We start from the raw sequence: 24,307 nt of genomic DNA, 5'->3' as shown, positions 1-24,307 counted from the left end.
CCTCACCCGCGTCTGGTGTCGGCGAGGACGTGGGCGGTCAGCTGATCGTCCGCGCCCTCGCTGGTCAGGCCACGCACGAAGATCCCGAGCATGCGCTCAAGCGCGTCGTTGAGCATGTCCGGCGGCCAGTCGTGCATCGGGCCGTCGATCACGAGCATCGCGAAGCCGTGCGCCGCCGACCAGGCCGTGATCTCGGCCAGCGGCCGGTGCTCGGCTGACAGGTGGCCGACCTCCACCAGCTTGTCCAGGCCCTGCACCAGCATCTGGAACCCACTGTCCACTTTGGCCAGCGTGGTTCCCTCCAGGATGGTGCCGCCCTGCTCGAACGCGGTCCGGAACAGCCCGGCCTCGGTCATCGCGAAGTACACATACCCCCGCGCGATGGCGCCCAGCGTGCTCATCGCGAGCCTGACCGGGTCGTCGATCGGCGGCATCGCGTCGATGAACTCCTGCATCGTGCTCGCCAGACCGTCCATCGCGCACTCTTTGGCCGCGGTCAGCAGCTGCTCTTGGTTCTCGAAGTGACGGTAGGCAGCAGTCGGAGTGACGCCTGCGGCGCGCGCGGCGGCGCGCACAGTCACCGCCTGCGGACCGCCTTCCTCCGCCAGCTGTGCGGCGGCCTCGACCAGCGCGTTGCGCAGATCGCCGTGGTGGTAGCCACGTTTCGCCGGACCTGAGGGTTGCATGAGGGCGATGTTGACACCCGTGCACATCCGTGGCAAGTTAACGCCTGCCAAGTTTACGGCTGTACACATTTCGAGGGGTGCTCATGTTCGGACGCATCGGCCGGTTCGCGGCCCGCCATGCCAAGGCGATCCTGATCGTCATCACGCTTGTCCTGGCCGGTGCGGGTGCTTTCGGCTTCACCGCCTTCGGCAAGCTCAAGAGCCAGGGCTTCAACGACCCCGCAGCCGAGTCCTCGCAAGCTGCCGAGCTGGTCAGGTCGCATTTCGACGGCGGCGCCAGCCTGGTGTTCCTGATCAAGGGGCCAGTCGACGACCCAGCGGTCGAACAGGCCGGGACAACGCTGACACAGCAGTTGTCAGGCGACCCCGAGTTACGGGACATCGCCTCCTACTTCAGCACGGGCGCTCCCCCGATGCGGTCGAACGACGGCGCGTACGCGATCGCGGTCGCCAAGCTCAATGACAACGCAGATGTCGATGAGTTGCGTGCGCGCTACGACGGCGTGCGCGGACCCATCGACGTCACGCTTGGCGGTGGGGCGACCGTCGGTACCGACATCGGGGCGCAGGTCGGGCAGGACCTGCTCGTCGCCGAGGCGATCGCCGTGCCGTTGATCCTGATCCTGCTGGTGATCGCGTTCGGCAGCGTGGTGGCCGCGCTGATTCCGCTGGCCGTCGGCGGGATCGCGATCCTGGGGACGTTCGCCGAGCTCGCGGTGCTGGGGTCGGTCACCGACGTGTCGATCTTCGCGATCAACCTGACCACCGCGTTGGGCCTGGGCCTGGCGATCGACTACGCGTTGCTGATGGTCAGCCGCTTCCGCGAAGAGCTCGCACGGGGTTCTGACACCACGGCGGCTGTGGTTCGCACGGTCGAGACGGCCGGGCGCACGATCTTCTTCAGCGGGCTTGCTGTTACTGCCGCTTTGGCCGTGCTGTTGGTGTTCCCCATGTATTTCCTGCGTTCGTTCGCGTACGCGGGGGTTGGGGTTGTCGTCATTGCCATGAGCGCCGCACTGATTGTTCTGCCTGCATTGCTGGCTGTGCTTGGGCCGCGTATCAACGCTGGCAAGCTGTCGCGTCGCACGCCGTCGACAGCTTCCCCGTTCTGGGCACGGTTCGCCGGCAGCACAATGCGTCGCCCGGCACGTGCGGCTGTTCCTGTGGTCATTGCCCTTGCGATTGCGGCAATTCCTTTGCTGCACGTGCAGTTCGGAACTCCGGATGACCGGGTGCTGCCGCAGTCTTCCGACACGCGCATTGTCGGGGATGCTCTGCGGGACCACTTCCCCGACGACAACTCCAGCGCGGTGCAGGCCATCGCCACAACTCCGATCAATGTCGCGGATTACACCGAGAGGTTGTCGGCATTGCCCGGAGCCGGTCGGGTCACCGCGGCTCGGAGCAATGGCGCTGTGCTGTTCTCGATCGTCCCGCAGGACGGCCCCCGGTCCGCGCAGGCGGAGACCCTGGTCGGAGCAATCCGGTCGAGCGGAATGGACCTGAAGGTCGGCGGGGACACCGCGCAATTGATGGACACCAAGCAGGCCATTGGCAGCCGATTGCCCCTCGCCGCATCGCTGATCGCACTGACCACGTTCGTCTTGTTGTTCCTGTTCACTGGGAGTGTCCTGCAGCCATTGCGCGCTTTGCTCTTCAATGTGCTCGGTCTGTCGGCCACTCTCGGCCTGATGGTTCTGGTGTTCCAGGACGGCTGGCTGTCCGGCTTCCTCGGGTTCACCCCGTTGCCGTTGGACACCAGCATGCTGGTTCTGTTGTTCTGCATCACTTTCGGGCTGTCGATGGACTACGAGGTGTTCGTGCTCAGCCGGATCAAGGAGATGCACGACCAGGGCACCGGTCTGCACGACGCCGTCGTCCAGGGCCTGTCCCGCACCGGCCGCCTGGTGTCCACAGCAGCCGTGCTGCTCGCAGTCAGCCTGCTGGCCTTCGCAACCAGCGGTGTCAGCTTCATCCAGCTGTTCGGAATCGGCAGCGGGCTGGCGATTCTGATCGACGCCACGCTGATCCGTGGCGTCCTCGTCCCGGCCGGCATGCGTTTGCTCGGCAGAACAGCCTGGTGGTCGCCGAAACCACTGCGACGCCTGCACAACCGGGTCGGCATTCAGGAATCAGTACCTGAGCGCGAACCCGCGTCCGTATAACCCTCGATGGTGTGCCCCCAATGCCACATTGGGGGCATCACATGTCCCCAATGTGGCATTGGGGGCACAAGTCGCGGCATCAGATGGGATAGGACGACTGGAAAGCCAGCCGTTCGTCGGCGCCCGCGGCGATCCGGGTGAGTTCGTCATCGAGGGCCATGAACACTTCCCACGGCTCCTGGTCGGTCGCGAGCCGGTCGACCACCAACTGCTCCAGGTCCTGGACCCGCTTGGCCTTCCAGATCTTGTCGGCCAGACTGACCAGCAGGTCGTTGATGCCGATATCGGCCTCGTTCCAGGACGCGTGCGTCCTGGCGAACCTGGCCAGCGACTCTTGCACTCCGTGCGCCAGCAACAGCTCGTACCCGGCTTGTTCGTGCAGTGAGCCAGGTCCTGACAGTTCCTCCAGATGCTTGGTCTTGCCGATGTCATGTATGGCCGCACCGAACAGAACCGCCTCGCGGTCAACGGGAAGCGCTGGATAATGCTGCCGCACCCAGTCCACCAACTGGCACGCCACGTCATGGACAGCTCGCAGATGCGCGGCCAGCCTTGGCGGCGCGTGCAATTCCACCAGCAAGGCCGTGGCCCGGTCAGGCAACGGCCTCAGCGCCGAGTCGGTCATCGCACCGAGCAGAAGAGCAGACACGCTCCCACCTTATTCGGCTCGATCTGGTCAAGTAGCCGTTACTTGCCAGGGGCAAGGACTCCGGCGAAGAACAGGACGCCGATCAGTGTGATCACGAGCAATACGGCCAGTGCGTAGTGCCGCAGGCGTGATTTGCCTGGCATCCAACGCAATCCGACCGTGCTGACGACCAGGACAGTGACTCCGATGGGGAGCAGCGCCCGCCACGCGTGGTCGAACGAGTCCAGCGGCAGGAACGAATCCGCGCCGTACAGCGAGATGATCAGGGCGGGCACGCCCAGACCTGCCGCGGCCACAGCGGCCAGGAGGTTGAACCGCTCCTGCGCCTCGGAGTCCGCGGCGACGGCGAATGCGGAGATACCTGTGAGCAATGAGTGCAGGCGGGACACTTCTTCGGCCAATTGCTCGTCCATGGCTGTGCAATGCCGAAGCGCGTTGCGGTACGTGCGCACCCAGGTCGGCTCGCCCAGCTCTGACGTTGTCTCGTTGCGGACATGGTGGTAGGTCTCGTCATCCCACAGCCAGATCCACAGGCCGTCTCGGCCCGCCTTCTGAGCCTGGTCACGGCCACGCCCCAGGGCCGTCGACAGCTCGATGATGTCGGCGAGCACAGGCCTGAGCGAACCCCTGCGACGCCTGGCGAGCAGCTCGGCGATCATGCGTTCCAGCTCATACCGCAGGCCACGCAACCGAAGCACTTCATTGCGGGAGGACTCGGCGATCGCTTTGGCCAGCGTCACCGCCTGTGACACGGCGTCGCCTTCCGCCGGATACGCCGAGGGCAACGGCAACCCGGAGATTCGCTCCAGGCCGGTCACCGCAGGGCTGGTCGTATCCTCCGACCAGCCGGCTTCCTCGCTGCGCACGGTTTGCCGCACGAGGGTGAGTTCGACCCCGCCATCCGGTTTGGCGATCACACGTCCTTGCCCGACGACAAGCTGCCGTTTGCCAGGCTCACCTGATAATCGCAGGAACGGGACAGCGAGGAACGCCTTCGCCTCCGACTCCTCGAACGCCAGCCGCTCCGAGTCGTCGTATCCCCCGTCCCCGGTGTCGTCGACGACCTTTGCCAACACCGCATGCGAATCCATCGCGCAAGCATACGGCGGATCACCAGGGCCGTTGCCCGATCAGGCAACGGCCCTGGCTTTCACTTGGCCGCGGCGAGATTGATGGCGATGTCGGCGAGTTGGTCCTCCTGGCCGCCGACGAGTTTGCGTTTGCCGGCCTGGACGAGGATTTCGGCGCCGGAAACGCCATAACGTTCGGCTTGGCGGTAGGCGTGCTTCAAAAAGCTCGAGTAGACGCCCGCATAGCCCATCAGCAATGCCATCCGATCGAGTTTGCACTCGTCGGGCATGGTGGGCAGGACCACGTCCTCGGCCGCGTCGACGATCTTGAAGAAGTCGATGCCGGTTTCGATGCCCAGTTTGTCGCAGACTCCGACAAAGGCCTCGGTCGGCGTGTTTCCCGCTCCCGCACCGAACCTGCGGGCGCTGCCGTCGATCTGCCGGGCGCCCGCGCGGTACGCGGCCACAGAGTTCGCGACCGCGAGACCGAGATTCTCGTGGCCGTGGAAACCGACCTGCACCTCGTCGCCCAGTTCGGCGATCAGGGCAGAGACTCGGTCACTGACCTGTTCAAGGACAAGAGCCCCCGCGGAGTCCACGACGTACACACACTGGCAGCCGGCGTCGGCCATGATCCGGCCTTGCTTCGCGATCACCTCGGGCGGCTGGGAATGGGCCATCATCAGGAACCCGACAGTCTCCAGGCCGCGTTCACGGGCCAGGCCGAAGTGCTGGACCGCGATATCCGCCTCGGTGCAATGCGTGGCAATACGGCAGATTGAGGCGCCATTGTCCTGAGCAATGCGGATGTCGTCCTTCACACCGACACCGGGCAGCATCAGGAAGGCGATCTTGGCGCGCTTCGCGGTCTGCACCGCGACCGAGATCAGCTCTTGTTCGGGAGTTTTGCTGAAACCGTAGGTGAAGGACGAGCCGCCAAGGCCGTCGCCGTGCGTCACCTCGATGACGGGCACTCCCGCGTCGTCGAGTGCCGTGACGATCGACCGGACTTCCTCGGCGGTGAACTGGTGGCGCTTATGGTGCGAGCCGTCCCGCAGAGACGTGTCCGTGATCCTCAGCATCGATCATCCTTTCACCGGCTCGCACGGCTGCGGCCGTCATGATGTCCAGGTTCCCGGCGTACGCCGGGAGGAAGTCGCCCGCACCCTCGACCTCGATGAAAACCGTCACGCGGGCGGGTGCCCCACCCTCGGCTGGGTCGAACTGCGGCTCATTGAGCAGCCGGTAGCCGGGCACGTACGACGAGACCTCGGCGACCATCTCGGTGACCGAGGCCGCGATCGCGTCGTGCGAGGCATCGTCCGGGATCGCGCAGATGATGGTGTCGCGCATGATCATGGGCGGATCCGCGGGGTTCAGCACGATGATCGCCTTGCCGCGCTTGGCGCCGCCCATCACCTCGATCCCCCGCGAAGTGGTCCGGGTGAACTCGTCGATGTTCGCGCGTGTGCCGGGCCCGGCCGACACCGAGGCGACCGACGCGACGATCTCCGCGTAGTCCACCGGCACGACGCGGGAAACCGCGTGCACGATCGGAATCGTGGCCTGTCCGCCGCAGGTGATCAGGTTGACGTTCTGGGCGTCGAGGTGTTCACCCAGATTCACCGGCGGCACGACATAAGGGCCGATCGCCGCCGGGGTCAGGTCGATTGCACGGATGCCTGCCTCGGCGTAGCGCGGTGCATTGGCTCGGTGCACGTAGGCGGATGTCGCCTCGAACACCAGCTGGGGTGGATTCGGGCTGGCCAGCAGCTTGTCCACACCGTCGGCCGTGGTCTGCAGGCCCATGTCCGCGGCCCGTTTCAGCCCCTCGCTGGCCGGGTCGATGCCGACCATCCAGACGGGTTCGAGCACCTGGCTGCGGGCGAGCTTGTACAGCAGGTCCGTCCCGATGTTGCCGGAGCCGACGATCGCCGCCGGGATACGCATCAAGCACCTCCGAACGTCAGAGAAACCTTGCCGAGCCCGGAGAACTCGGCCACGAAACAGTCCCCGGGGCGGGCATCGATGGCCCGTGTGCACGATCCGGGCAGCACGATGTGCCCGGCCTTCAGCCGGACGCCGAAACCGGCGACCTTGTTGGCCAGCCACGAAACCGCGGTCACCGGATTGCCGAGCACCGCGTCGGAGCGACCGGCGGCCACTTCCGCCGAATTGCGCCACAATGTCGCGTCGATTGCCTTGACGTCCACATCGGACGGCTTGACCCGGGCCGCGCCCAGCACGAAACCGGCCGACGAGGCGTTGTCCGCGATGGTGTCCGGGAGGCTGATCTTCCAGTCGGCGATCCGGCTGTCGATCAGCTCGATCGCGGGCGCGAACGCCTCGGTCGCGTCGAGCACATCCTGCTCGGTGCATCCCTCGCCGGGCAGATCGGCACCCAGGATGAACCCGACCTCGACCTCCACACGCGGATAACAGAACCGTGCCGCGTCGGCAAGGGTGTCCTCGTGCAGTGCCATATCGTCGAGCAGGTGGCCGTAATCGGGTTCGTTCACGCCCATCATCTGCTGCATCGCCTTGGACGACAGGCCGACCTTGTGCCCCACCACCGGCCGGGCGCGCCGCCGGATGTTGTGCAGCTGGATCTCGTACGAGTCGACCGCGTCTATCTCGGGGTAGTCCAGGATCAGCGGCGGGATCGGCGACCGGTCACGCTCGGCCGCGTACAACCGGTCGGCCGCGTCGATGCGTTGCTCAGCCGTGAGCACTTGTCCTCCTCATACTCGCGTTGATGCCCGCTCTGCGCCCGGAGAACACGCAGTCGGCCAGCGAAAGCCCACTGACATAGGAGTTCGAGCAGATTCCCACGGCCGTACGACCGGCCGCGTACAGACCTTCGACCACCGACCCGTCGTCCCGCTGGACCGCGCCGCTCTCCTCGTCCACGACAAGCCCGCCGAGCGTGAGCATCGGACACGGATACCCGAGACTCGGCTTGATCGAGATGTCCAGCAGCGAGTATGGCGGTGAGTCCAGGACCCGTACGAACTCCGCGGGTTTGCCTGCGGGGTCGGGGTTTCCGTCCCGGGCGGCCGAGTTGTGAGCCTCGATTGTGGCCTGCAGCCCGGCCGGGTCGACCTTGGCCCTCGCAGCGACTTCTTCCACAGTGGAGCCGCTGACTCGTTCCCGGCCGAGCAGATACCGCGTCTGCAGCCGGTGGAACCACACGCCTTGTGTCCGCGACTGTTTGCGGATTTCGGCCACCAGGGCACTGTCGACGAACAACCAGCCGCGAGAGCCGTGTTTCGTGACCATGTCATGGCCCAGCGCCGCGCCATACCGGGATTCGTCGCCGATCCGCCGGCCGTTGACGTCAACAGCGAGACTGCCGAGGAAAGCACTGGGAGGACTGATGAATCGCCACGCGGACACCCGCTCCAGATGCGCGGTCGCGCCACCGGCCTCGGCGCCCATCAGGATCCCGGCACCATCGTCGGCGACTGTCCCCAACGGCAGGCCACGGCGGTAGTCCGGGGCGTGCTCACGCATCATCTCCCGGTTGGCTACGAACCCGCCTGCGGCCAGCACCACCCCGCGCCGGGCCTCGACCCGGATCGTCTTTCCGTAACGCCGTTCCAGCTTCTTGACGCGCCGGTTCAGTGCTTTGCGGAGCAATGGCACGTACAAACCCGGCTTTGCCGCGTATTTGCCACAGAGCTTGTGGACACGCGCCGCCAGGCCGGCCAGAACGGTGCATTCGACCCCGATCACCCGGTCGTCCTCGGTGATCAGATTCCGCGCGAACGTCTGCGTCCGGACTCGCGCGCCGGCCCGGGCCGCCTCGGCAAGCCGGGCGAAGAAGACCTTCCCCGAGGTCCCCTTGCCTTTTGTGCGGTGACCGCGCGCGGCAGGCGGCGCGACATCCCGGAACCCGCCCGCGGACTCACTGCCGGAGTAGTAGAGGTAGTGCTTGTTGCTCGGATAGGACGTCTTGTACGGGCACAAGCTGGCGTCGAACGGCACGCCCTGCTTCTCCAGCCAGGAGATCATGTCCACGCTGGAGTCGCAGAACCGCCGGAGCGTCTCGGGCGAGACCACGTCCCCCACCTCGAGCGCGAGGTACCGGGCCATCGCCTCAGGCGTGTCGGCGACGCCCGCGGCGGTCTGCTGGGGCGTGCCGCCGCCGGCGTAGACCACACCGCCCGACATCGCCGTCGCACCGCCACCGGCGAATCGATCCAGTACGAGCACATCGGCCCCGGCGGAGGCCGCCTCGATGGCCGCGCAAGCGCCGGCCGCGCCGAAGCCGACGACCACGACATCGGCGCTGTCATCCCAACTTTGTGGAACACGTTTCTGCACGGTCGGACCCGCCTCACAGTGTCAAAATCTACGAACACCATAGCGCGCCTGGCGGCCAAGACTATAACCTGTTCTAGTATTGCCCAGGAGGTGCTGATGACCGAGCCAGCCGAGTTCGACCTCGTTGTCGTAGGCAGCGGGGCGGCAGGGATGACCGCCGCGCTCGCAGCCGCGCACAACGGGCTGAGCGCCCTGGTGGTGGAGAAGGCGCCGACCTACGGCGGTTCCACAGCCCGGTCGGGCGGTGGCGTCTGGGTGCCCAACAACGAGGTGATCCTGCGCGCGGGCGTGCCGGACACCCCGGAGCAGGCCAGCGCCTATCTCAACCACATTGTCGGCGATGCCGTGCCCAGCGAGCTGAAGAAGACCTTCCTCGACCGCGGCCCGGAAACGATCAACTTCATCCTGGCCAGCACCCCGCTGAAGTTCGCCTGGGTGCCGAACTACTCCGACTACTACCCGGAGGCACCAGGCGGGCTGCCGAGCGGGCGCTCGATCGAGCCCAAGCCGATGCCGGCGAGCCTGATCGGCGAGCACCTCAAGACGCTGAACAGGCCATATCTCGCCTCCCCCATGGACGTGGCGGTCACGCAGGCCGACTACCGGTGGCTCAATCTGGTCCGCAGGCACCCTCGCGGCGTGCTGCGTGCATTCCGTGTCGGTGCACGCGGCTTCATCGCACGGGTGACCCGGCGGAGGCAGCTCGCGATGGGCCAAGCGCTTGCTGCAGGCATGCGAGCCGGACTGGCGAAAGCAGGAGTGCCGGTGTGGCTGGAAACCGCGCTTGTCGACTTGGAGACCCAGGACGACCGTGTGGTGGGAGTCCGCGTGAACAAGCGCGGCGAGGAGACCGTGGTTCGCGCCCGTTACGGCGTTCTGCTGGCGTCCGGCGGGTTCGAGCGTAACGAGGAGATGCGCCAGAAGTACCAGCGCGAGCCCATTGGGGCACAGTGGACAGTCGGCGCACTGGAGAACACCGGCGACGGAATCGAAGCCGGGCTGCGACTCGGCGCGGCGGCCGACTTCATGGACGACGCGTGGTGGGGCCCGTCGATCGTGCTCAGCGGAGGGCCGTACTTCTGCCTGGCCGAGCGGACGTTGCCCGGATGCCTCATGGTCAACGCCCAAGGAAAGCGGTTCGCCAACGAGGCAGCGCCATACGTGGACGCGGTGCACGCGATGTACGGCGAAGGTGACGGCCCGGCCCAGAACTTCCCAACCTGGTTGATCGCGGATCAGCGATACCGCAACCGGTACATGTTCGCCGGCTTGTACCCAGGCCAGCCATTCCCTGGCCGCTGGTACAAAGCGGGCGCCGTGTTCAAGTCAGGCTCACTGGCCGAACTGGCCGAAGCGATCGAGGTTCCGGCTGAGGCGTTGACCGCGACTGTCGAGCGCTTCAACGGGTTCGCGAACTCCGGCACCGACGAGGACTTCCGGCGTGGTGAGTCGGCATACGACAAGTACTACGGCGATCCCCGCAACCACCCCAACCCCTGTCTCGCGGCACTGGAGACCGGGCCGTTCTACGCGGTCCGGATCGTGCCCGGCGACCTGGGCACCAAGGGCGGATTGCGGACCGACACCGCAGCACGTGTTCTGCGAGAAGACGGTTCGATCATCGAAGGGCTTTACGCGGCCGGGAACGCCAGTGCGGCCGTGATGGGTCGCACGTACGCGGGACCTGGTGCGACAATCGGCCCGGCGATGACCTTTGGTTACCTGGCCGCACTGAACATGGCTGCGCTATCGAAGGGGAGCAGGCAGTGACACGCGACGAGATCCGGACCATCGACGTCGGCACCCCGCCGACCAGGTTCGCCCGAGGCTGGCACTGCATCGGCCTGGCCCAGAACTTCAAGGACGGCAAGCCGCACGCGATCGAGGCGTTCGACACCAAACTCGTGGTGTTCCAGGGCGAGGACGGCAAGCTGAACGTGCTGGACGCGTACTGCCGGCACATGGGCGGCGACCTGAGCCAAGGCACAGTCAAAGGTGCCAACATAGCCTGCCCGTTCCACGACTGGCGCTGGTCGGGCAACGGCCGCTGTGTCGACATCCCTTACGCCAAGCGGGTTCCGCTGCGAGCGAGGACGCGCTCGTGGACCACTTTGGAGCGCAACGGCCAGTTGCTGATCTGGCACGATCCACAGGGCAACCCGCCGCCGCCGGATGTCTCGATCCCGGTAGTGGAAGGCGCGGGCTCGCCGGAGTGGAGCAACTGGACCTGGGACACCATCCGGATCGAGGGCTCCAACTGCCGCGAGATCATCGACAACATGGTCGACATGGCGCACTTCTACTACATCCACTTCGCCTTCCCGACCTACTTCAAGAACATCTTCGAAGGCCATGTCGCGACCCAGTACCTCAACTCGCGAGGCCGGCCGGACATCGCCCCCAACGGCAGCAAGGACACCGGCAACTACGCGGGCGAGGACAACCTGCTGCGTTCCGAGGCCTCGTACTTCGGTCCCTCGTACATGATCAACTACCTGTGGAACGACTACAAGGGCATCGAAGTCGAGACGGTGCTGATCAACTGCCACTACCCGATCACGCACAACTCGTTCATGCTGCAGTACGGCCTGATCGTCAAGAAGCTGCCGGGACTGGACACCGAGATGGCCGACAAGGTCGCCGGCAAGTTCGCCCGCAGCTTCAAGACCGGCTTCCTGCAGGACGTGGAGATCTGGAAGAACAAGACCAGGATCGACAACCCGCTGCTGTGCGAGGAGGACGGCCCGGTCTACCAGCTGCGCCGGTGGTACGAGCAGTTCTATGTGGACGTCGAGGAAGTCAGCGACGACATGACCCGCCGGTTCGAATTCGAAGTGGACACCACCAAGGCCAACGAGGCGTGGGAGCGTGAGGTCGCCGAGAACCTGGCGCGCCGCAAGGAAGCCGGTGTGTGATGTGGGCGAAGGCTCCTGTCGTCGCCGGCACCGCACCTCATACGGAGGCCGACCGGCGGTCGTTCCTCTCCGACGGGCTGCGGCCGGTGGAGTGCACGAGTTGCGGGACGTGTGTGCTGGTGAAGAAGAACAGCGCGCATCACACCAGCATCCAGTGGCAGACACCGACCGATCGCTGCCCGGAGTTCGCCTCCCGGCCCAAGCCGGCCGCGCTGCTGGACACGTGCTCGAAACTGCGCGCGAGCATCGAATCCCTGGTCGCCGAAGGTCTGCTTGAGGTCCCGGATGGCTGAATACCAGCAGGTCACCGTGGCGGACATGATCCAGGAGACCGCCGACGCGGTCTCGGTCGTGTTAGACACCTCCTTCGACTACCGGCCCGGACAGTTCCTGACATTGCGCTGCGGCCCGGTCGCACGGTGCTATTCGCTGTCGAGTTCACCTGATGTCGACAGCCGTCCACAAGTGACGGTCAAACGCATTCCGGACGGCTACGGCTCGGCGTGGATCTGTGACAACGTACGGCCGGGGACTGTGCTGGATGTCCTGCCACCGGCCGGAATCTTCACTCCGCGGTCGTTGGACGACAACCTGCTGCTGTTCGCGGGCGGCAGTGGCATCACCCCGGTCATCTCGATCATCAAGTCCGCTTTGGCGCGCGGCAGCGGCCGGATCGTGCTGGTGTACGCCAACCGGGACGAGTCCTCGGTGATCTTCGCGTCGGCGCTGCGGCAGCTGGCAGACGAGTATCCGGACCGGTTGCTGGTGATCCACTGGCTGGAGTCGTTGCAGGGCTTGCCTACCGCACGGCATTTCACCACTTTGAAGCCGTTCACGGGTTTCCAGGCTTTCCTGTGCGGACCGGCGCCGTTCATGGAAGTGGCTTCGCAGGCCTTGAAGTCGCTTGGCGTGCCGCGTGACCGCATTCATGTCGAGCGGTTCATCTCCTTGTCCGGCAATCCTTTCGAGGAGACCGTCGAGGAGTTGCCGTCGGACGGCGACGAGGTCACGGTCGAAGTGGACCTGGACGGCGAGCAGCACACGTTTGAGTGGCCGCGGCACAAGAAGCTGCTCGACCTTTTGCTCGAGAAGGGCCTGGCCGCACCGTACTCGTGCCGGGAAGGCGCGTGCAGTGCCTGCGCGTGCCGGATCGAGCAGGGCGAGGTGAAGATGTTGCAGAACGAGATCCTTGACCAGGAGGACCTCGACGACGGCATCGTGCTCGCCTGCCAGTCACTGCCGGTCACCGACACGGTCAAGATCACGTACACCTGAGGAGTCGCATGCCGATCGATCCCGCGGTCGCCGTTGGTGCCTCGCTGGGCGAGACCACGTTCTCGTGGACATCGTCCGACGTGCTGCTCTACCACCTCGCGCTGGGTGCGGGCGCCGATCCGATGTCGCCGCTGGAACTGCGTTACGCGACCGAGCAGGACCTTCAGGTACTGCCGGCTTTCGGTGTGATCGCGGCGAACCTGCGGCAGACCAAGCCGCCCGTGGTGTCCTTTCCAGGGGTGGAAATCGACCTGGCACGTGTGCTGCACGGCCAGCAGGAGATCACCGTGCACCGGCCACTGCCGGTGTCGGCGACAGTGACCGCCCGGGCCCGGATTTCCGACGTGTTCGACAAGGGCAAAGCGGCTGTCATCGTGCAGGAGTCCACGGCGGTCGATTCGTCCGGCGAGGCGTTGTACACCACAAGATCCAGTATTTTCGCCCGAGGCGAGGGCGGTTTCGGGGGTTCGCGCGGGCCTTCGACCTCGGTGGAATTGCCTGACCGTGCGCCTGATTTCGTGCTCGACACACCGACGCTTCCGCAGCAGGCCTTGCTCTACCGATTGTGCGGCGACCGCAATCCGCTGCATTCCGATCCGGCATTCGCTTCGGCGGCGGGGTTTCCCCGGCCGATTCTGCATGGGTTGTGCACGTACGGAATCGTGTGCAAAACGGTGATCGACGGTGTGCTGGAGGGTGACGTGAGCCTGGTCGCCGGCTATTCGACGCGATTCACCGGCGTGGTGTATCCGGGTGAAACACTTCGCACCAACGTGTGGCAGGAGGACAAGCGCCTGCTGGTCACGACGACTGTCGACGACCGGGCAGTCCTTTCGGACACCGTGGTCACCCTATGTTGATCGCCGGATTCTTCGCCGGGTCCAGCCAGCGCATGATCTCGTCGAGCTTGTCGGACGGAATCGACACACATCCGGCCGTGGGCTTGTTTTCCGAGACATGCAGGAAGAACGCCGAACCCGCGCCCGGCTTGACCGGGTTGCGGTTGTAGTCGATCACCACTGCGTGCTTGTAGACCTCACCCGCGGTGATGAGCCGCTCGCCCGCGCGCTCATTGAAGGGGCATTTGCCTGGGGGACAACGGAAATGCTTGTTGTATTCAGGTGAGTTGACGTCGCTGACCCACCAGTCGGAATCGTCCACCTTGAAGTACGGCAGCTTGGTCCCGTTGTTGTCGGCGATACCGAACGCCTCGGTCAGCTTGAAAACACCGGCGGGCGTGCGGGCAATTCCTTCGCGTGCCTCACCGACACCGTCCGAGCCGACATACGCGGTAATCGGGCCGATGTCCTTGCGCCAGGAGTCGCCGTCCCGCGTCCAGGCCGACAATTTCGCGGTCGTCGCTGTCGGCGCCGGGGCCGAGACCGTGATCATCTGGTTGATCACACCGTCGGCCGGGAGCAGCACGCCCCGGCGGGGTGGTTGAGCGGTCTTGGGCGGGGTGGTGACGGCTGCCATCAGCTGCATTTCGTGCTCATCCATGGATTGCTGAAGTGTCTGCGGAGGGGTTTGCAAAGTCGGCGCGAGGGCCGAGGTTGTCGCTAAACCGCAGACGGCTAAGGCGAGCGCGATTGGCAGGGCGATACGACGCACCGCGTCACTCTAGCCGGTTGATCACCCCGTGACTATGAGACCGCTGGTGGGCACTCCGGTACCCGCAGTGACAAGGACCGGGCCGCCGACCTGATTGACCGACGTGCCTCGAATCTGCCGCACCGCCTCGGCGATCCCATTCATCCCGTGGATGTACGCCTCGCCTAACTGACCACCGTGCGTGTTGATGGGCAGCGCACCACCGATTTCGATAGCACCGTCGGCAATGAAGTGCCGCGCCTCACCAGGACCGCAGAAACCGAGTTCCTCCAACTGAACGAGGACGAACGGCGTGAAATGATCATAGAGAACGGCCGTGCCGATGTCCTGCGGGCCGAGCCCGGACTGCGCCCAGAGCTGGTCGCCGACCACCCGCATTTCCGGCAGCCCCAGCAGGTCGTCACGGTAGTAGGACGTCATCACGAATTGATCCTGACCGCTGCCCTGCGCGGCCGCGGCGATGACCGCGGGCTTCTGCGGCAGATCCCTGGCCCGCTCGGCACTGGTGACCACAATCGCGACACCGCCGTCACTTTCCTGACAGCAGTCCAGCAGGTGCAAAGGTTCAACCACCCAGCGTGACGCCTGATGATCGGCCAACGTGATCGGCTTCTGATAAAACCACGCGTCCGGGTTCACCGCGGCATGCCGCCGGTCGGCAACCGCGACCCGCCCGAAATCCTCGGACGTCGCCCCGTACACATGCTGATAACGCCGTGCGAACATCGCGACATCGGCGGCCGGCGTCCCCAACCCCATCGGATAGGACCACGACGCGTCGATCCCATTCGATGTCGGCGCCGAAGCCGCGGCCGTCGACACCCTGCCGAACCGATGCCCCGATCGCTCATTGAACGCGCGATAGCAGACCACGACATTCGCAACGCCCGTCGCCACCGCCATCGCCGCCTGCTGCACAGTCGCGCAGGCCGCTCCCCCGCCGAAGTTGATCCGGCTGAAAAAACTCAGCTGCGGAATCCCCAGCTCCCTGGCAACGGCAATCTCGGAATTGCTGTCCATCGTGAACGTAACCAACCCGTCCACATCAGACGGCTCCAGACCCGCGTCCGCCAAGGCAGCCCTGACCGCCTCGACCGCCAGCTTCAGCTCGGTGCGGCCGGACATCTTACTGAACTCGGTAGCCCCGATCCCCGCGATCGCGGCCTTCCCCGACAAGTTATCCACAGCAACCCCCTCTATCCACAACCAGCGCCAACCCCGCCCGCCCAGCTCCGCCACCCGATAGACTGGCCAGGGGCCGTCCCCCCGGAGAGGGTGGGGGCATTTTTCTTGAAGTTGTAGGGGCGCTGGTGATCGAGCTTGTCATGGCTGGGTCACCCGGACTGTTCCTGTTACGTGGTCGCCCAGGGAGCAGCGGCCCACCACGTCGACCACTGTGTCGTTGCCGTCCGGTTTCGCGGTGCCTGTGAACGTGAGCGTGTCGCCCGCGTAACAGGGGACACCGAGTTTGATGGAGACACTGCGGACCAGGGCTTCCGGCCCCGCCCAGTCCGTGACGAAGCGCTGGACCAGTCCTGTTGTCGTCAGGATGTTGAGGAAGATGTCCTTCGAGCCACGGGCTATCGCGGCTTCGCGGTCGTGGTGGACATCCTGGAAGTCGCGCGTCGCCAGGGCGGTGCTGACCACGAAAGTCGTCGTGGTCTCGATGGTGAGTTCGGGAAGCTGCGTCATGTCGCCCGCCAGACCGGGATCGTCAGCTCGCCGTCCACACGGGACCAGTCGACTGTGACGGACTGACCGATGTGGACTGATTCCGGGTCTGAACCTTGGAGTTCGCCGAGCATTCGGACGCCTTCCTCCAGTTCGACAAGGGCTATCACTATGGGCAGCTTCTTTCCCGGCACGGGTGGGTGGTGGTGCACGACATAGCTGAAGACTGTGCCGCGGCCAGAAGACAGGACATACGACGGATTCGAGTCGCCGCACGATGGGCAGAACGGTCCGGGCGGGTGCCGCAGTTGCGAGCAGGCTGGGCACTTCTGGATCCGGAGCTCGCGTTGCGAAGTGCCTTCCCAGAAGAACTCCGTGTCCTGGTTCATCAGCGGGCGGATCACCGCACCCGTCGCCGCCGGTGGGCGGAACTTCAAGATCCGGAACATCATCTCGGCCACGGGCTCTTCGTCCACGTACCACGTGCTGATGGTTGTGACGAACCAGCCTTCACCCAGCGCTGTCCGCTTCGGGCCAACGACATCGGACAGTCGGGTGGTCACCGACAGCTGTTCACCCGGACGCAGGTAGCGGTGGTAGGTCTGTTCGCAGTTGGTAGCGACGACCGAGGTGAAACCGGCCTGGTCCAGGACTGATGTCATGGCGCCGAGCGGGTCGTCGGCGTCACGGACCCCGTTGAGGCCGTACATGGTCCAGACCTGGACCATCGCGGGTGGGGCGAACTTGGGGTAGGCCGGATTCCGGTCGCCCAGGGCCTCGACCCAGTTGTTGATCATCGGTTCGTTGACGGGATCACGGGCGAGGCGGGGTTTGCTCTCACCTAACGCGGCGAGGCGGGCGGCCTCGGCTTCGATCGGGTTCATCGCGGCACCCTGGGCAGTCGGAGGCCGGCTGTGGCGATCAGCTCGCGTTGGATCTCGTTCACGCCACCGCCGAAGGTCAGGACCAGGTTGCGTTTCGCCTGGACGTCAAGCCAGCGCGTCAGATCCGCGGTCTCCGGATCCGCTGGGTCGCCGTACCGGCCGACGATCTCCTCCATCAGGCGGCCGATACGCTGAGTGCGATCGGCGGAGAACACCTTGGTCGCGGACGCGTCCGCGACATCCAATTCGGACGATGCAATCTGAGCATTGAGCAATGAATTGACTTCGGCGCACGCGTAGGTTTCAGCCAACGCGCGCCGGACATCCTGTTTGCCGAGCAGGTCCCGGGCAGCCGCCCATGCGTGGACGCGCTCGTACATACCGGTGAGGCGACCGGCCGGGCCGAGCATGATCCGCTCGTGGTTGAGCTGCGTCGTGATCAGCCGCCAGCCGCCGTTCTCCTCACCGACAAGCATGTCAGCGGGCACGCGGACATCACTGTAATAGGTGGCGTTCACGTGGTGGGCGCCGTCGCAGGTGATGATCGGCGTCCAGGAATAGCCGGGCAACGAGGTGTCCAGAATGATGATGGAGATTCCCTTGTGCCGGGGCGCTTCCGGGTCCGTCCGGCACGCCAGCCAGATGTAGTCGGCGTCATGCGCACCGGTGGTGAAGATCTTCTGGCCGTTGATCACGTAGCTATCGCCGTCGCGAACCGCCGTGGTGCGCAGTGAGGCGAGGTCGGTCCCGGATTCGGGCTCGGTGTAACCGATCGCGAAATGGACCTCGCCGGAAACGATCTTCGGCAGGAAGAAGTCGCGTTGTGCCTGCGAGCCGAAGGCTTTCAGGGTCGGCCCGACGGTTTGCAGCGTCACGTACGGCAGCGGGATGTCCGCGCGTGAGGCCTCGTTGATGAAGATCTGCCGGTCGACCTCGCTCATGTCCTGGAACCAGCCGTCCGAACCCAGGCGCCGCACCAGGTTCCGATAGGCCACCCCGTGCCGGTCGGTCATCATCTCGGTGCGTTCCCCGGCGGTCAGCAGGTCCGCGAAGTACTCGCGCAGCCGGGCCTGCAGCGCACGCTGCTCCTCGGTCAGATCAACGAACATAGCTGGTCCAGCCTTTCCCCGGCACCGCCGGTGAACCGCACCAGGTCCTTGCCCAGCGAGTAGAAGCGGTGCATCGGATAGGAGATGTCCACGCCGATCCCGCCATGCAGGTGGTGACATGTGTGCATGGCCAACGGAAGTTCGGTGGCCAGCCAGTATCCGGCCACGTCCAGTGCAGGTCCTGGATCACGGTCGACGCTCAGCCGCCAGATGGCCGACCACGCTGCCAGATGCAGTGTTCGGGCGGCGACGTAGACGTCCGCGATCTGCTGGGACACCGCCTGGAATGTGGCAAGTGGTTTACCGAATTGCTCCCTGCTCCGAACATGCTCCGAGGTCAGTGCCAATGCACCGGAGAGCAGTCCATCGCCGATCGCGACCGCACCGGCGAGTGCAATCGCGCGCAATGTGCCGACCTCACCGAGGTGTTCACCTGGAGCATCCGACAGGGTGAGGGTGTATTCGGGTGTCCCGCTCGACGAGTATGTCCGGACCATGCTCACATCGGCGGGATCCACGATGAAAACACCGGACTCGGTCGCGACCAGGATCCATCGCGCTTCCTCGGCATACAGAACATGGGTTTTGGTGCCGGAAAGCAAGCCGTCAGTGACCGTCACGATTCCGTCCAGTGCAGCGGTAAGGACGGATGTCTCTGCCAGCAGGCGATCCTGTTGTTCAGTCGTTCCCATGTGGACTATCGGCAGGACACCGAGCGCGAGCGTCGCCAGCGCGGGAACGGCGACTCCGGCGCGACCGACCTCGGCCAGCACGGCACAGGTCTCGATCACGCCGAGTCCGTCGCCGCCAAGCCGTTCGGGGATCGGCAACGTGAGCAATCCCGCTTGTCCCAATGCTTTCCACGCCTGATCAGGATCACGGCGCAGGACCGCGGCGGTCAGGTCGGCGATCTCGCGCTGCGTTTCGTCGAAGCTGAAGTCCACGCCACCTCCTAGGTTCTCGGCAGGCCGAGGACTCGTTCCGCCGCCAGGGTCAACAGGATCTGACTGGTCCCGCCGGCGATGCTCAGGCACCGGGTGAGCAGGAACGAATGAATCGCGTCGGCGGCGACGTCGGCCAACGCGCCGTCCGCGCCGTAGACGTCCAGCATGGCCTCGGCCACCTCCTGACGCTGCCGGACGCCGACCAGCTTGCGCACGCTGGGATCGGTGCCGAGCTGGTCCATCAGGGACACCACCAGGCCGCCCGCCAGCAGCTCACCCAGCCGCTGCGGGTCGGCGCCGCGCTCGGCAGCGATCTTGAGCAGGTCCTCCAGTTCCGAGCCGAAAGACGAACCGCCGCCCATGGCCACGCGTTCGTTGGCCAATGTCGTGCGCGCCAGCTTCCAGCCCTCGCCCAGCTCGCCGACAACGCAGTCGTCCGGTACGAAGACATCGTCCAGGAAGACCTCGTTGAACATCTCGTCGCCGGTGATCTCCCGCAGCGGGCGGATGTCGATGCCGGGCGTGCTCATGTCCACCAGGAAGTACGTGATGCCTTTGTGTTTGGGCACGTCCGGGTCGGTGCGGGCCAGGCAGATCGCCCAGTCCGCCTCGGCCGCCCGGGAGGTCCACACCTTCTGGCCCTGCAACCGGTAGCCGCCGTCCTGCCTAACCGCACGGGTCCGCAGCGACGCCAGATCCGAGCCTGCTTCGGGTTCACTGAAGAGCTGGCACCAGACGATCTCGCCGCGCAGCGTGGGCCAGACGAACCGGTCGCGCTGCCCGGGCGTGCCGTGCCGGAGGATCGTCGGCGCCGCCCACGCGCCTATCACCAGGTCCGGCCGTCTCACGCCGACCCGGCGGAGCTCGTCGGCGATCATCAGCTGCTGCTCGGCGTTCGCGTCCAGGCCATAGGGCTTGGGCCATTCGGGCGCGAGCAATCCGGTTTCCGCCAGCCGGACGCGCTGCTCACCCTGCGGCAGCGCCGCGATCTCCTCGACGAGCGAACGGGTTTCACTGTCTGCTTCGAACACCGCGCGTACCTGCCTGCGCGCGCCCTGCAGCGCCAGCTCAGCGACTCGGCGGCGCCACTTGGCCGTTCCGCCGAACAACGCGCGGAGCGCCAGAGCACGCCTGAGGTACAGGTGCGCGTCGTGCTCCCATGTGAAGCCGATACCGCCAAGCACCTGAATACAGTCTTTTGCCGTCTGTACTGCGCATTCAAGCGCCACCGCACCTGCGACCGCCGCGGCCAACGGGTGCTCGTCCGGGGCTTCGTCCGCCGCCCTCGCCGCGTCCCATGCCGCCGCGCGTGCCTCCTCGACCCGGCACAACATGCCCGCACACAGGTGCTTCACCGCCTGGAACGAGCCGATCGGCTTGCCGAACTGCTGGCGGATCTTGGCGTAGTCCGTCGCCGTGCGCAGACACCATCCCGCGATGCCTACGGCTTCCGAGGCTGCCAGCGTAACGGCGAGATCGTGCACTTCCTGCGTGTCCAGCAGCAGGACACGGTCGCTCGTGACGCTGCCGAGATCCGACAGCGGGCGGGAGAAATCGAGGGCGTCCCGCTCTGTGGACCCGGCTTCGACCAGTGTCCAGGCACCGTCCAACTGAACCAGTGAATACGGTGCGTGACCAATCAGCGGGGCACCGGGCTCGAGTCCGACTGCGACAGGGACACCGCCTTCGGCCAGCCCAGGCAGCAGTTCCTTGGCCGCGGGCGAATCCGGCGTACGCGCGAGTAACAATCCGGCGAGCACTGTGGGCAACACCGGGCCCGGTACCAGCGCGGCCGCGGCATGTTCCAGCACGGTGGCCAGATCCGCGACCGTACCCTCCTCATCCGGCAGCACCATGGCGAACAACCCGAGATGCGCCAGGTCCGCCCAGTGCTCCCGCCAATGCTTGGCACCCTTGGCTCCGCGGACCGTGGCCAGCACGCCGGCACCGGCCGCCCACGCCGTGACCGACTCCCCGATGGCCCGCTGCTGCTCGGTTGACACTCCGTCATTATAGAACGTGTTTCAGTTCTGAACTCAACCCTGCGACTGAGTACAATTCGCAACCGCGCGGTACACTGACAGTTGAAGTGGAACAGGTTTCAGCAAGGGGACCGATCGATGACAGCCACGCCATCCGGCGCCATCAGTGCCCTCGGCGACGACGAGCTCGGCTCAGCCGCGCAGCGCGACCGACGCAAGCGCATCCTCGACGCGACCATCGCGCTCGCCAGCAAGGGCGGCTACGACGCCGTCCAGATGCGAGCAGTCGCCGAACGAGCCGAAGTCGCCCTGGGCACGCTGTACCGCTACTTCCCTTCCAAGATCCACCTCCTGGTGACCGGCCTCGCCCGCGAGTTCGAGCGTAACCAGGAACGGATCGAAAAGGCCTCGATCCCCGGCGAGACCCGCTACGACCGGGTGCTGTTCGTCCTGGGCCGGGTCACGCGCGCAATGCAGCGGGACCCACACCTGACCGAGGCCATGACCCGGGCATTCATGTTCGCCGATACATCAGCGGCGGCCGAAGTAGACCACGTCGGACAGTTGCTGGAGCGGATGTTCACCCGCGCAATGCACGAGGGCGAACCAACCGACGAGGACAAAGCCATCGCCCGGGTCGTCGGGGATGTGTGGCTGTCCAACTTGGTCGCCTGGGTTACTCGCCGGGCTTCCGCCACGGATGTCGCCACCCGCCTCGAACTGACCGTCCGGCTCCTGCTCAAGAAGTAGTGTTTCCGCTGTGATTGTTTGCAAGAAGATGCCCTAGCCCCGTTTTCCGCACTGTTGGGCGGCTGCGCCTGTCAGGTTCGAAGGGTTAGTTGGTCTTTTCGGGCCAGGGCAGGGGGATGTCGAGGTGAGCGAGGATGGCGCGTTGGGGAGGGGTGAGGCGGTCGAGGTGTGGGCCGGTGGGGGTGTAGGTCAGGTGCAGGCCGTGGAAGGCGGTGAGGACGGCTCGGCTGGTGGGGATCGCGGCTCGGTGTTCGGGCAGCAGGCCGGGTAGTGGGGTGTCGGGGCCGAGGGCGTGGCGGAGTTCGGCTTCGATGAGCCCGTAGATGAGCAGCGCGATCCCGATGATCGCGATGAGGGCTTCGATCCGGTCGTCGTTGTGCAGGAAGATGGGGCGGACTTTGAGTGTTTGCTTGAGGTCGCGGTGGCGTTGTTCCACGATCCACTGGTCTTTGTAGACGGTGAGCACGTCCAGTGCAGTCAGTTCACGGTTGGGTGGGTCGGGCAGGTTGGTGGCCAGGGCGTAGAGCCCGTCCAGTTGGGCGGCGGCGGTGATGGCGTCGTGGTTGCGCTGCCAGTGGATGCTGGGTTTGCCGTGACGGGCGGGTCCGGTGGTGACGGTGATCAGGTCGGCGATGTGCGGTCCGATGATCTTCGCAACACGGGTGTCGACCTGCGTCTTCGTCTTGTAGTAGCGGCCACCGAGCCCGTTGCGGATCCTGGTCAGCGCGGTTTCGGCGTGGGTCAGGGTGCGTTCGCGTGCCTCGGTAACGGAGGCGGCTTCTTCGCTGGAGTGGATGTAGGCCACGCGCAGCCGGTGCTGCCCGGTCTGGCGGTCGGTGACTGTGAACGGCCGTAGTAGTCCCTTGTAGACGGTTCGACGGTCCGGGGGAAGGTGTTGTTCGCGCTGGGAGCGGTAATCGAGCTCGGCCAGGGCATCGAGGGTGCCTGCGTCGGCGCGGAAGCGCTGGGCCCAGCCGGTGTCGGCGCGTAACGGGACCACGAACCGGGTTGCCGCAGTATCGAGCGCGCACAGGGTGGTCAGGTAGCCCAGGCCGGAGTCGGCGACCGCGACCAGCCCGGCTGGCAGACAGGCGCGCAGTGCGTCCAGGGCCGCGGTGAACGCGGGCAGTTCGTTGGCGGAGCCTTTGTGCGGCCGGAAGTACAGCGATACTCCGGTTGTCGTGGTTGCTTGCAGGGTTTTGACCTGCCGGCCGAAACTGCGATCGGCGGCCCATCCCTTGGCCACCAGCGCCGAATCGGTGTGCCGGCCGGCGAACCGGACCGCGGTCAGATCCAGGTGCAGCCGGGAGGCGTCGGCCACCGCGAAGGTCTCGATCGCGCGGAGGAGTAGTTGGCAGCGGACCTGTTCGGCCACCGGTGCCAGCGCTTCCAGCGCCCGGCCGAGCCGGTCGTCGTTGAGCAGCAACGCCGGGACGCCGATCAGTTCGGCTACCGCTGCGGAGGTGGCCCATCCGGCCACGTCGTAGAGCGGCGCCGGCCCGCACAGCCGGTTGGCGACCAGCGCGGCGATGATCTCCCCGTGGGTGGCCGAGGCCCGTCCCCGCATCGGGGCGGTGTCATCGACGATCTCGGTCAGTCCCAGCCGGTTCAGGTAGTGCGTGACCAGTAGCAGCGGGCCGACCTCGCGGCGGGTGCCGACCGGGGGTGAGTCCAGCCGGGCCAGGCCTGCTACCAGCTGCTCCAACCGGCCCGTGGCGGTCAGCTCGTCCAACCGGCCCAGTTTTGCCACAACGCGCTGCCGCACCTGGCCGTCGACCCGGTGGCCTTCCACCAGTTCCAGGTACTCATACACGCGGTCGCCGCGGCGAACCCGCTTTACCTTCGGGTACATGTTGTCACAACGCTAGCGTAGTTGGCGCCGGAATCGGCTTGCGACACGCCGTATCCGGGTGGCCTCATACATCAAGTTTGTCACAACAGTCCGACTCTCTCGTCGAGACCGCTCCGGGCCCAAACCCGCAGCCTGGAGCCATCCCAGCAACAGGCAGCCACCCCGCTATCCGGTCACGATGCGGAAAACGGGCCTAGCCGGGCAGGCAAACCTCCCTCGGATGAGGGAAGGGCGGTTCGCGCCCTCGGTCGGCCTGCCCACGGGTGACCACACGAGCCCAGGCCGACCGAGGATGAGGACACTCAGAGCAGACTTCTGTTGCGCTGACGCGCATTTCTTTGCTGGGGCTCGGTAACCGTGCTCGCCCCCGCTCAGGACGCCAACCGGGCAAATACCAAGGCAGCCCTCGTACAAGCCG

Annotated in this window: 22 protein-coding genes; 7 read left to right on the top strand and 15 right to left on the bottom strand. The window is 65.7% G+C overall.

Annotated features, from left to right (window positions below; all coding sequences use genetic code 11):
* Positions 1-2 precede the first annotated feature (2 nt).
* The gene (locus JOF56_RS22785) at positions 3-686 is read right to left on the bottom strand and encodes a TetR/AcrR family transcriptional regulator (RefSeq protein WP_209641379.1); all 684 of its coding nucleotides are present in this window, start codon (positions 684-686) and stop codon (positions 3-5) included.
* Between the two features lie 83 nt (positions 687-769).
* On the opposite strand from JOF56_RS22785, the gene JOF56_RS22780 reads away from it, so the two are divergent.
* A complete protein-coding gene (locus JOF56_RS22780; RefSeq protein WP_209641377.1) occupies positions 770-2,851 on the top strand; it encodes an MMPL family transporter in 2,082 nt (693 codons plus the stop codon).
* Between the two features lie 79 nt (positions 2,852-2,930).
* Here JOF56_RS22780 and JOF56_RS22775 read toward each other — a convergent pair whose 3' ends face one another.
* The 6 genes from JOF56_RS22775 to JOF56_RS22750 are packed head-to-tail and all read right to left on the bottom strand — an operon-like array spanning position 2,931 to position 8,896.
* Positions 2,931-3,500, bottom strand: coding sequence for an HD domain-containing protein (locus JOF56_RS22775; protein ID WP_307855214.1), 570 nt, complete (start codon positions 3,498-3,500; stop codon positions 2,931-2,933).
* Positions 3,501-3,538: 38 nt separating this feature from the next.
* The gene (locus tag JOF56_RS22770) at positions 3,539-4,591 is read right to left on the bottom strand and encodes a hypothetical protein (protein WP_245378355.1); all 1,053 of its coding nucleotides are present in this window, start codon (positions 4,589-4,591) and stop codon (positions 3,539-3,541) included.
* 59 nt (positions 4,592-4,650) lie between these two features.
* Entirely contained in the window at positions 4,651-5,652 is a 1,002-nt protein-coding gene (gene dmpG, locus JOF56_RS22765) for a 4-hydroxy-2-oxovalerate aldolase (protein WP_209641375.1), read from the bottom strand.
* Entirely contained in the window at positions 5,606-6,520 is a 915-nt protein-coding gene (locus JOF56_RS22760) for an acetaldehyde dehydrogenase (acetylating) (RefSeq protein ID WP_209641373.1), read from the bottom strand. The genes dmpG and JOF56_RS22760 overlap by 47 nt, the downstream gene beginning before the upstream one ends.
* Positions 6,520-7,302 (bottom strand): 2-keto-4-pentenoate hydratase, encoded by a 783-nt coding sequence (locus JOF56_RS22755; RefSeq protein WP_209641371.1) that lies wholly within the window; start codon positions 7,300-7,302, stop codon positions 6,520-6,522. Before JOF56_RS22755 ends, JOF56_RS22760 begins: the two co-directional genes overlap by 1 nt.
* Positions 7,289-8,896 (bottom strand): FAD-binding protein, encoded by a 1,608-nt coding sequence (locus tag JOF56_RS22750; RefSeq protein WP_209641368.1) that lies wholly within the window; start codon positions 8,894-8,896, stop codon positions 7,289-7,291. The genes JOF56_RS22755 and JOF56_RS22750 overlap by 14 nt, the downstream gene beginning before the upstream one ends.
* 96 nt (positions 8,897-8,992) lie before the next feature.
* Between JOF56_RS22750 and kstD the strand changes: the two genes are divergently transcribed.
* From kstD to chsH3, 5 genes are read left to right on the top strand one after another with little or no spacing between them, the layout of a single operon-like run.
* Positions 8,993-10,666 carry a 3-oxosteroid 1-dehydrogenase gene (gene kstD, locus JOF56_RS22745; protein WP_209641366.1) on the top strand — a complete coding sequence of 558 codons (1,674 nt, stop codon included), beginning with the start codon at positions 8,993-8,995 and terminating at the stop codon, positions 10,664-10,666.
* On the top strand, positions 10,663-11,811 hold the full coding sequence (locus JOF56_RS22740; RefSeq protein ID WP_209641364.1) for a 3-ketosteroid-9-alpha-monooxygenase, oxygenase component: 1,149 nt from the start codon (positions 10,663-10,665) through the stop codon (positions 11,809-11,811). Before kstD ends, JOF56_RS22740 begins: the two co-directional genes overlap by 4 nt.
* On the top strand, positions 11,811-12,104 hold the full coding sequence (locus JOF56_RS22735; RefSeq protein WP_245379922.1) for a hypothetical protein: 294 nt from the start codon (positions 11,811-11,813) through the stop codon (positions 12,102-12,104). The genes JOF56_RS22740 and JOF56_RS22735 overlap by 1 nt, the downstream gene beginning before the upstream one ends.
* Complete coding sequence (locus tag JOF56_RS22730; RefSeq protein WP_209641362.1) at positions 12,097-13,086, top strand: ferredoxin--NADP reductase; 990 nt, start codon at positions 12,097-12,099, stop codon at positions 13,084-13,086. The genes JOF56_RS22735 and JOF56_RS22730 overlap by 8 nt, the downstream gene beginning before the upstream one ends.
* A gap of 8 nt (positions 13,087-13,094) precedes the next feature.
* Entirely contained in the window at positions 13,095-13,946 is an 852-nt protein-coding gene (gene chsH3 / locus JOF56_RS22725; RefSeq protein ID WP_209641360.1) for an enoyl-CoA hydratase ChsH3, read from the top strand.
* Here chsH3 and JOF56_RS22720 read toward each other — a convergent pair.
* From JOF56_RS22720 to JOF56_RS22690, 7 genes are all read right to left on the bottom strand, one after another.
* On the bottom strand, positions 13,933-14,586 hold the full coding sequence (locus tag JOF56_RS22720) for a L,D-transpeptidase family protein (RefSeq protein ID WP_245378354.1): 654 nt from the start codon (positions 14,584-14,586) through the stop codon (positions 13,933-13,935). The genes chsH3 and JOF56_RS22720 overlap by 14 nt on opposite strands.
* A 132-nt stretch (positions 14,587-14,718) precedes the next feature.
* The gene (locus JOF56_RS22715; protein WP_372448391.1) at positions 14,719-15,927 is read right to left on the bottom strand and encodes a lipid-transfer protein; all 1,209 of its coding nucleotides are present in this window, start codon (positions 15,925-15,927) and stop codon (positions 14,719-14,721) included.
* A gap of 93 nt (positions 15,928-16,020) precedes the next feature.
* Positions 16,021-16,389, bottom strand: coding sequence for a MaoC family dehydratase (locus tag JOF56_RS22710; RefSeq protein WP_209641358.1), 369 nt, complete (start codon positions 16,387-16,389; stop codon positions 16,021-16,023).
* Positions 16,386-17,252 carry a bifunctional MaoC family dehydratase N-terminal/OB-fold nucleic acid binding domain-containing protein gene (locus JOF56_RS22705; RefSeq protein ID WP_209641357.1) on the bottom strand — a complete coding sequence of 289 codons (867 nt, stop codon included), beginning with the start codon at positions 17,250-17,252 and terminating at the stop codon, positions 16,386-16,388. Before JOF56_RS22705 ends, JOF56_RS22710 begins: the two co-directional genes overlap by 4 nt.
* Positions 17,249-18,361, bottom strand: a complete 1,113-nt coding sequence (locus JOF56_RS22700) for an acyl-CoA dehydrogenase family protein (RefSeq protein ID WP_209641355.1) — start codon at positions 18,359-18,361, stop codon at positions 17,249-17,251. The genes JOF56_RS22705 and JOF56_RS22700 overlap by 4 nt, the downstream gene beginning before the upstream one ends.
* Entirely contained in the window at positions 18,346-19,305 is a 960-nt protein-coding gene (locus JOF56_RS22695; protein ID WP_209641353.1) for an acyl-CoA dehydrogenase family protein, read from the bottom strand. The genes JOF56_RS22700 and JOF56_RS22695 overlap by 16 nt, the downstream gene beginning before the upstream one ends.
* Positions 19,306-19,313: 8 nt before the next feature.
* Complete coding sequence (locus JOF56_RS22690) at positions 19,314-21,308, bottom strand: acyl-CoA dehydrogenase family protein (protein WP_209641350.1); 1,995 nt, start codon at positions 21,306-21,308, stop codon at positions 19,314-19,316.
* 117 nt (positions 21,309-21,425) lie between these two features.
* On the opposite strand from JOF56_RS22690, the gene kstR reads away from it, so the two are divergent.
* Complete coding sequence (gene kstR / locus JOF56_RS22685; protein WP_209641348.1) at positions 21,426-22,037, top strand: cholesterol catabolism transcriptional regulator KstR; 612 nt, start codon at positions 21,426-21,428, stop codon at positions 22,035-22,037.
* Positions 22,038-22,122: 85 nt separating this feature from the next.
* Here kstR and JOF56_RS22680 read toward each other — a convergent pair whose 3' ends face one another.
* Positions 22,123-23,889 carry an IS1634 family transposase gene (locus JOF56_RS22680; RefSeq protein WP_209633904.1) on the bottom strand — a complete coding sequence of 589 codons (1,767 nt, stop codon included), beginning with the start codon at positions 23,887-23,889 and terminating at the stop codon, positions 22,123-22,125.
* Positions 23,890-24,307 lie beyond the last annotated feature (418 nt).

Origin of the sequence: Kibdelosporangium banguiense, from assembly GCF_017876405.1 — a bacterium.
GTDB classification, from domain to species: Bacteria; Actinomycetota; Actinomycetes; order Mycobacteriales; family Pseudonocardiaceae; genus Kibdelosporangium; species Kibdelosporangium banguiense.
The sequence above is the reverse complement of the archived record's forward strand: the minus strand, read 5'-3'. Positions and strand labels throughout refer to the sequence as shown.

Bases quoted from the DNA above. Each gene is read 5' to 3' on its own strand.
- JOF56_RS22735 (WP_245379922.1), top strand. From the start codon at position 11,811: ATGTGGGCGAAGGCTCCTGTCGTCGCCGGCACCGCACCTCATACGGAG.
- dmpG (WP_209641375.1), bottom strand. From the start codon at position 5,652: ATGCTGAGGATCACGGACACGTCTCTGCGGGACGGCTCGCACCATAAG.
- JOF56_RS22720 (WP_245378354.1), bottom strand. From the start codon at position 14,586: ATGGATGAGCACGAAATGCAGCTGATGGCAGCCGTCACCACCCCGCCC.
- JOF56_RS22785 (WP_209641379.1), bottom strand. From the start codon at position 686: ATGCAACCCTCAGGTCCGGCGAAACGTGGCTACCACCACGGCGATCTG.
- JOF56_RS22730 (WP_209641362.1), top strand. From the start codon at position 12,097: ATGGCTGAATACCAGCAGGTCACCGTGGCGGACATGATCCAGGAGACC.
- JOF56_RS22770 (WP_245378355.1), bottom strand. From the start codon at position 4,591: ATGGATTCGCATGCGGTGTTGGCAAAGGTCGTCGACGACACCGGGGAC.
- JOF56_RS22780 (WP_209641377.1), top strand. From the start codon at position 770: ATGTTCGGACGCATCGGCCGGTTCGCGGCCCGCCATGCCAAGGCGATC.
- JOF56_RS22760 (WP_209641373.1), bottom strand. From the start codon at position 6,520: ATGCGTATCCCGGCGGCGATCGTCGGCTCCGGCAACATCGGGACGGAC.
- kstR (WP_209641348.1), top strand. From the start codon at position 21,426: ATGACAGCCACGCCATCCGGCGCCATCAGTGCCCTCGGCGACGACGAG.
- JOF56_RS22680 (WP_209633904.1), bottom strand. From the start codon at position 23,889: ATGTACCCGAAGGTAAAGCGGGTTCGCCGCGGCGACCGCGTGTATGAG.
- JOF56_RS22705 (WP_209641357.1), bottom strand. From the start codon at position 17,252: ATGAACCCGATCGAAGCCGAGGCCGCCCGCCTCGCCGCGTTAGGTGAG.
- JOF56_RS22700 (WP_209641355.1), bottom strand. From the start codon at position 18,361: ATGTTCGTTGATCTGACCGAGGAGCAGCGTGCGCTGCAGGCCCGGCTG.
- chsH3 (WP_209641360.1), top strand. From the start codon at position 13,095: ATGCCGATCGATCCCGCGGTCGCCGTTGGTGCCTCGCTGGGCGAGACC.
- kstD (WP_209641366.1), top strand. From the start codon at position 8,993: ATGACCGAGCCAGCCGAGTTCGACCTCGTTGTCGTAGGCAGCGGGGCG.
- JOF56_RS22710 (WP_209641358.1), bottom strand. From the start codon at position 16,389: ATGACGCAGCTTCCCGAACTCACCATCGAGACCACGACGACTTTCGTG.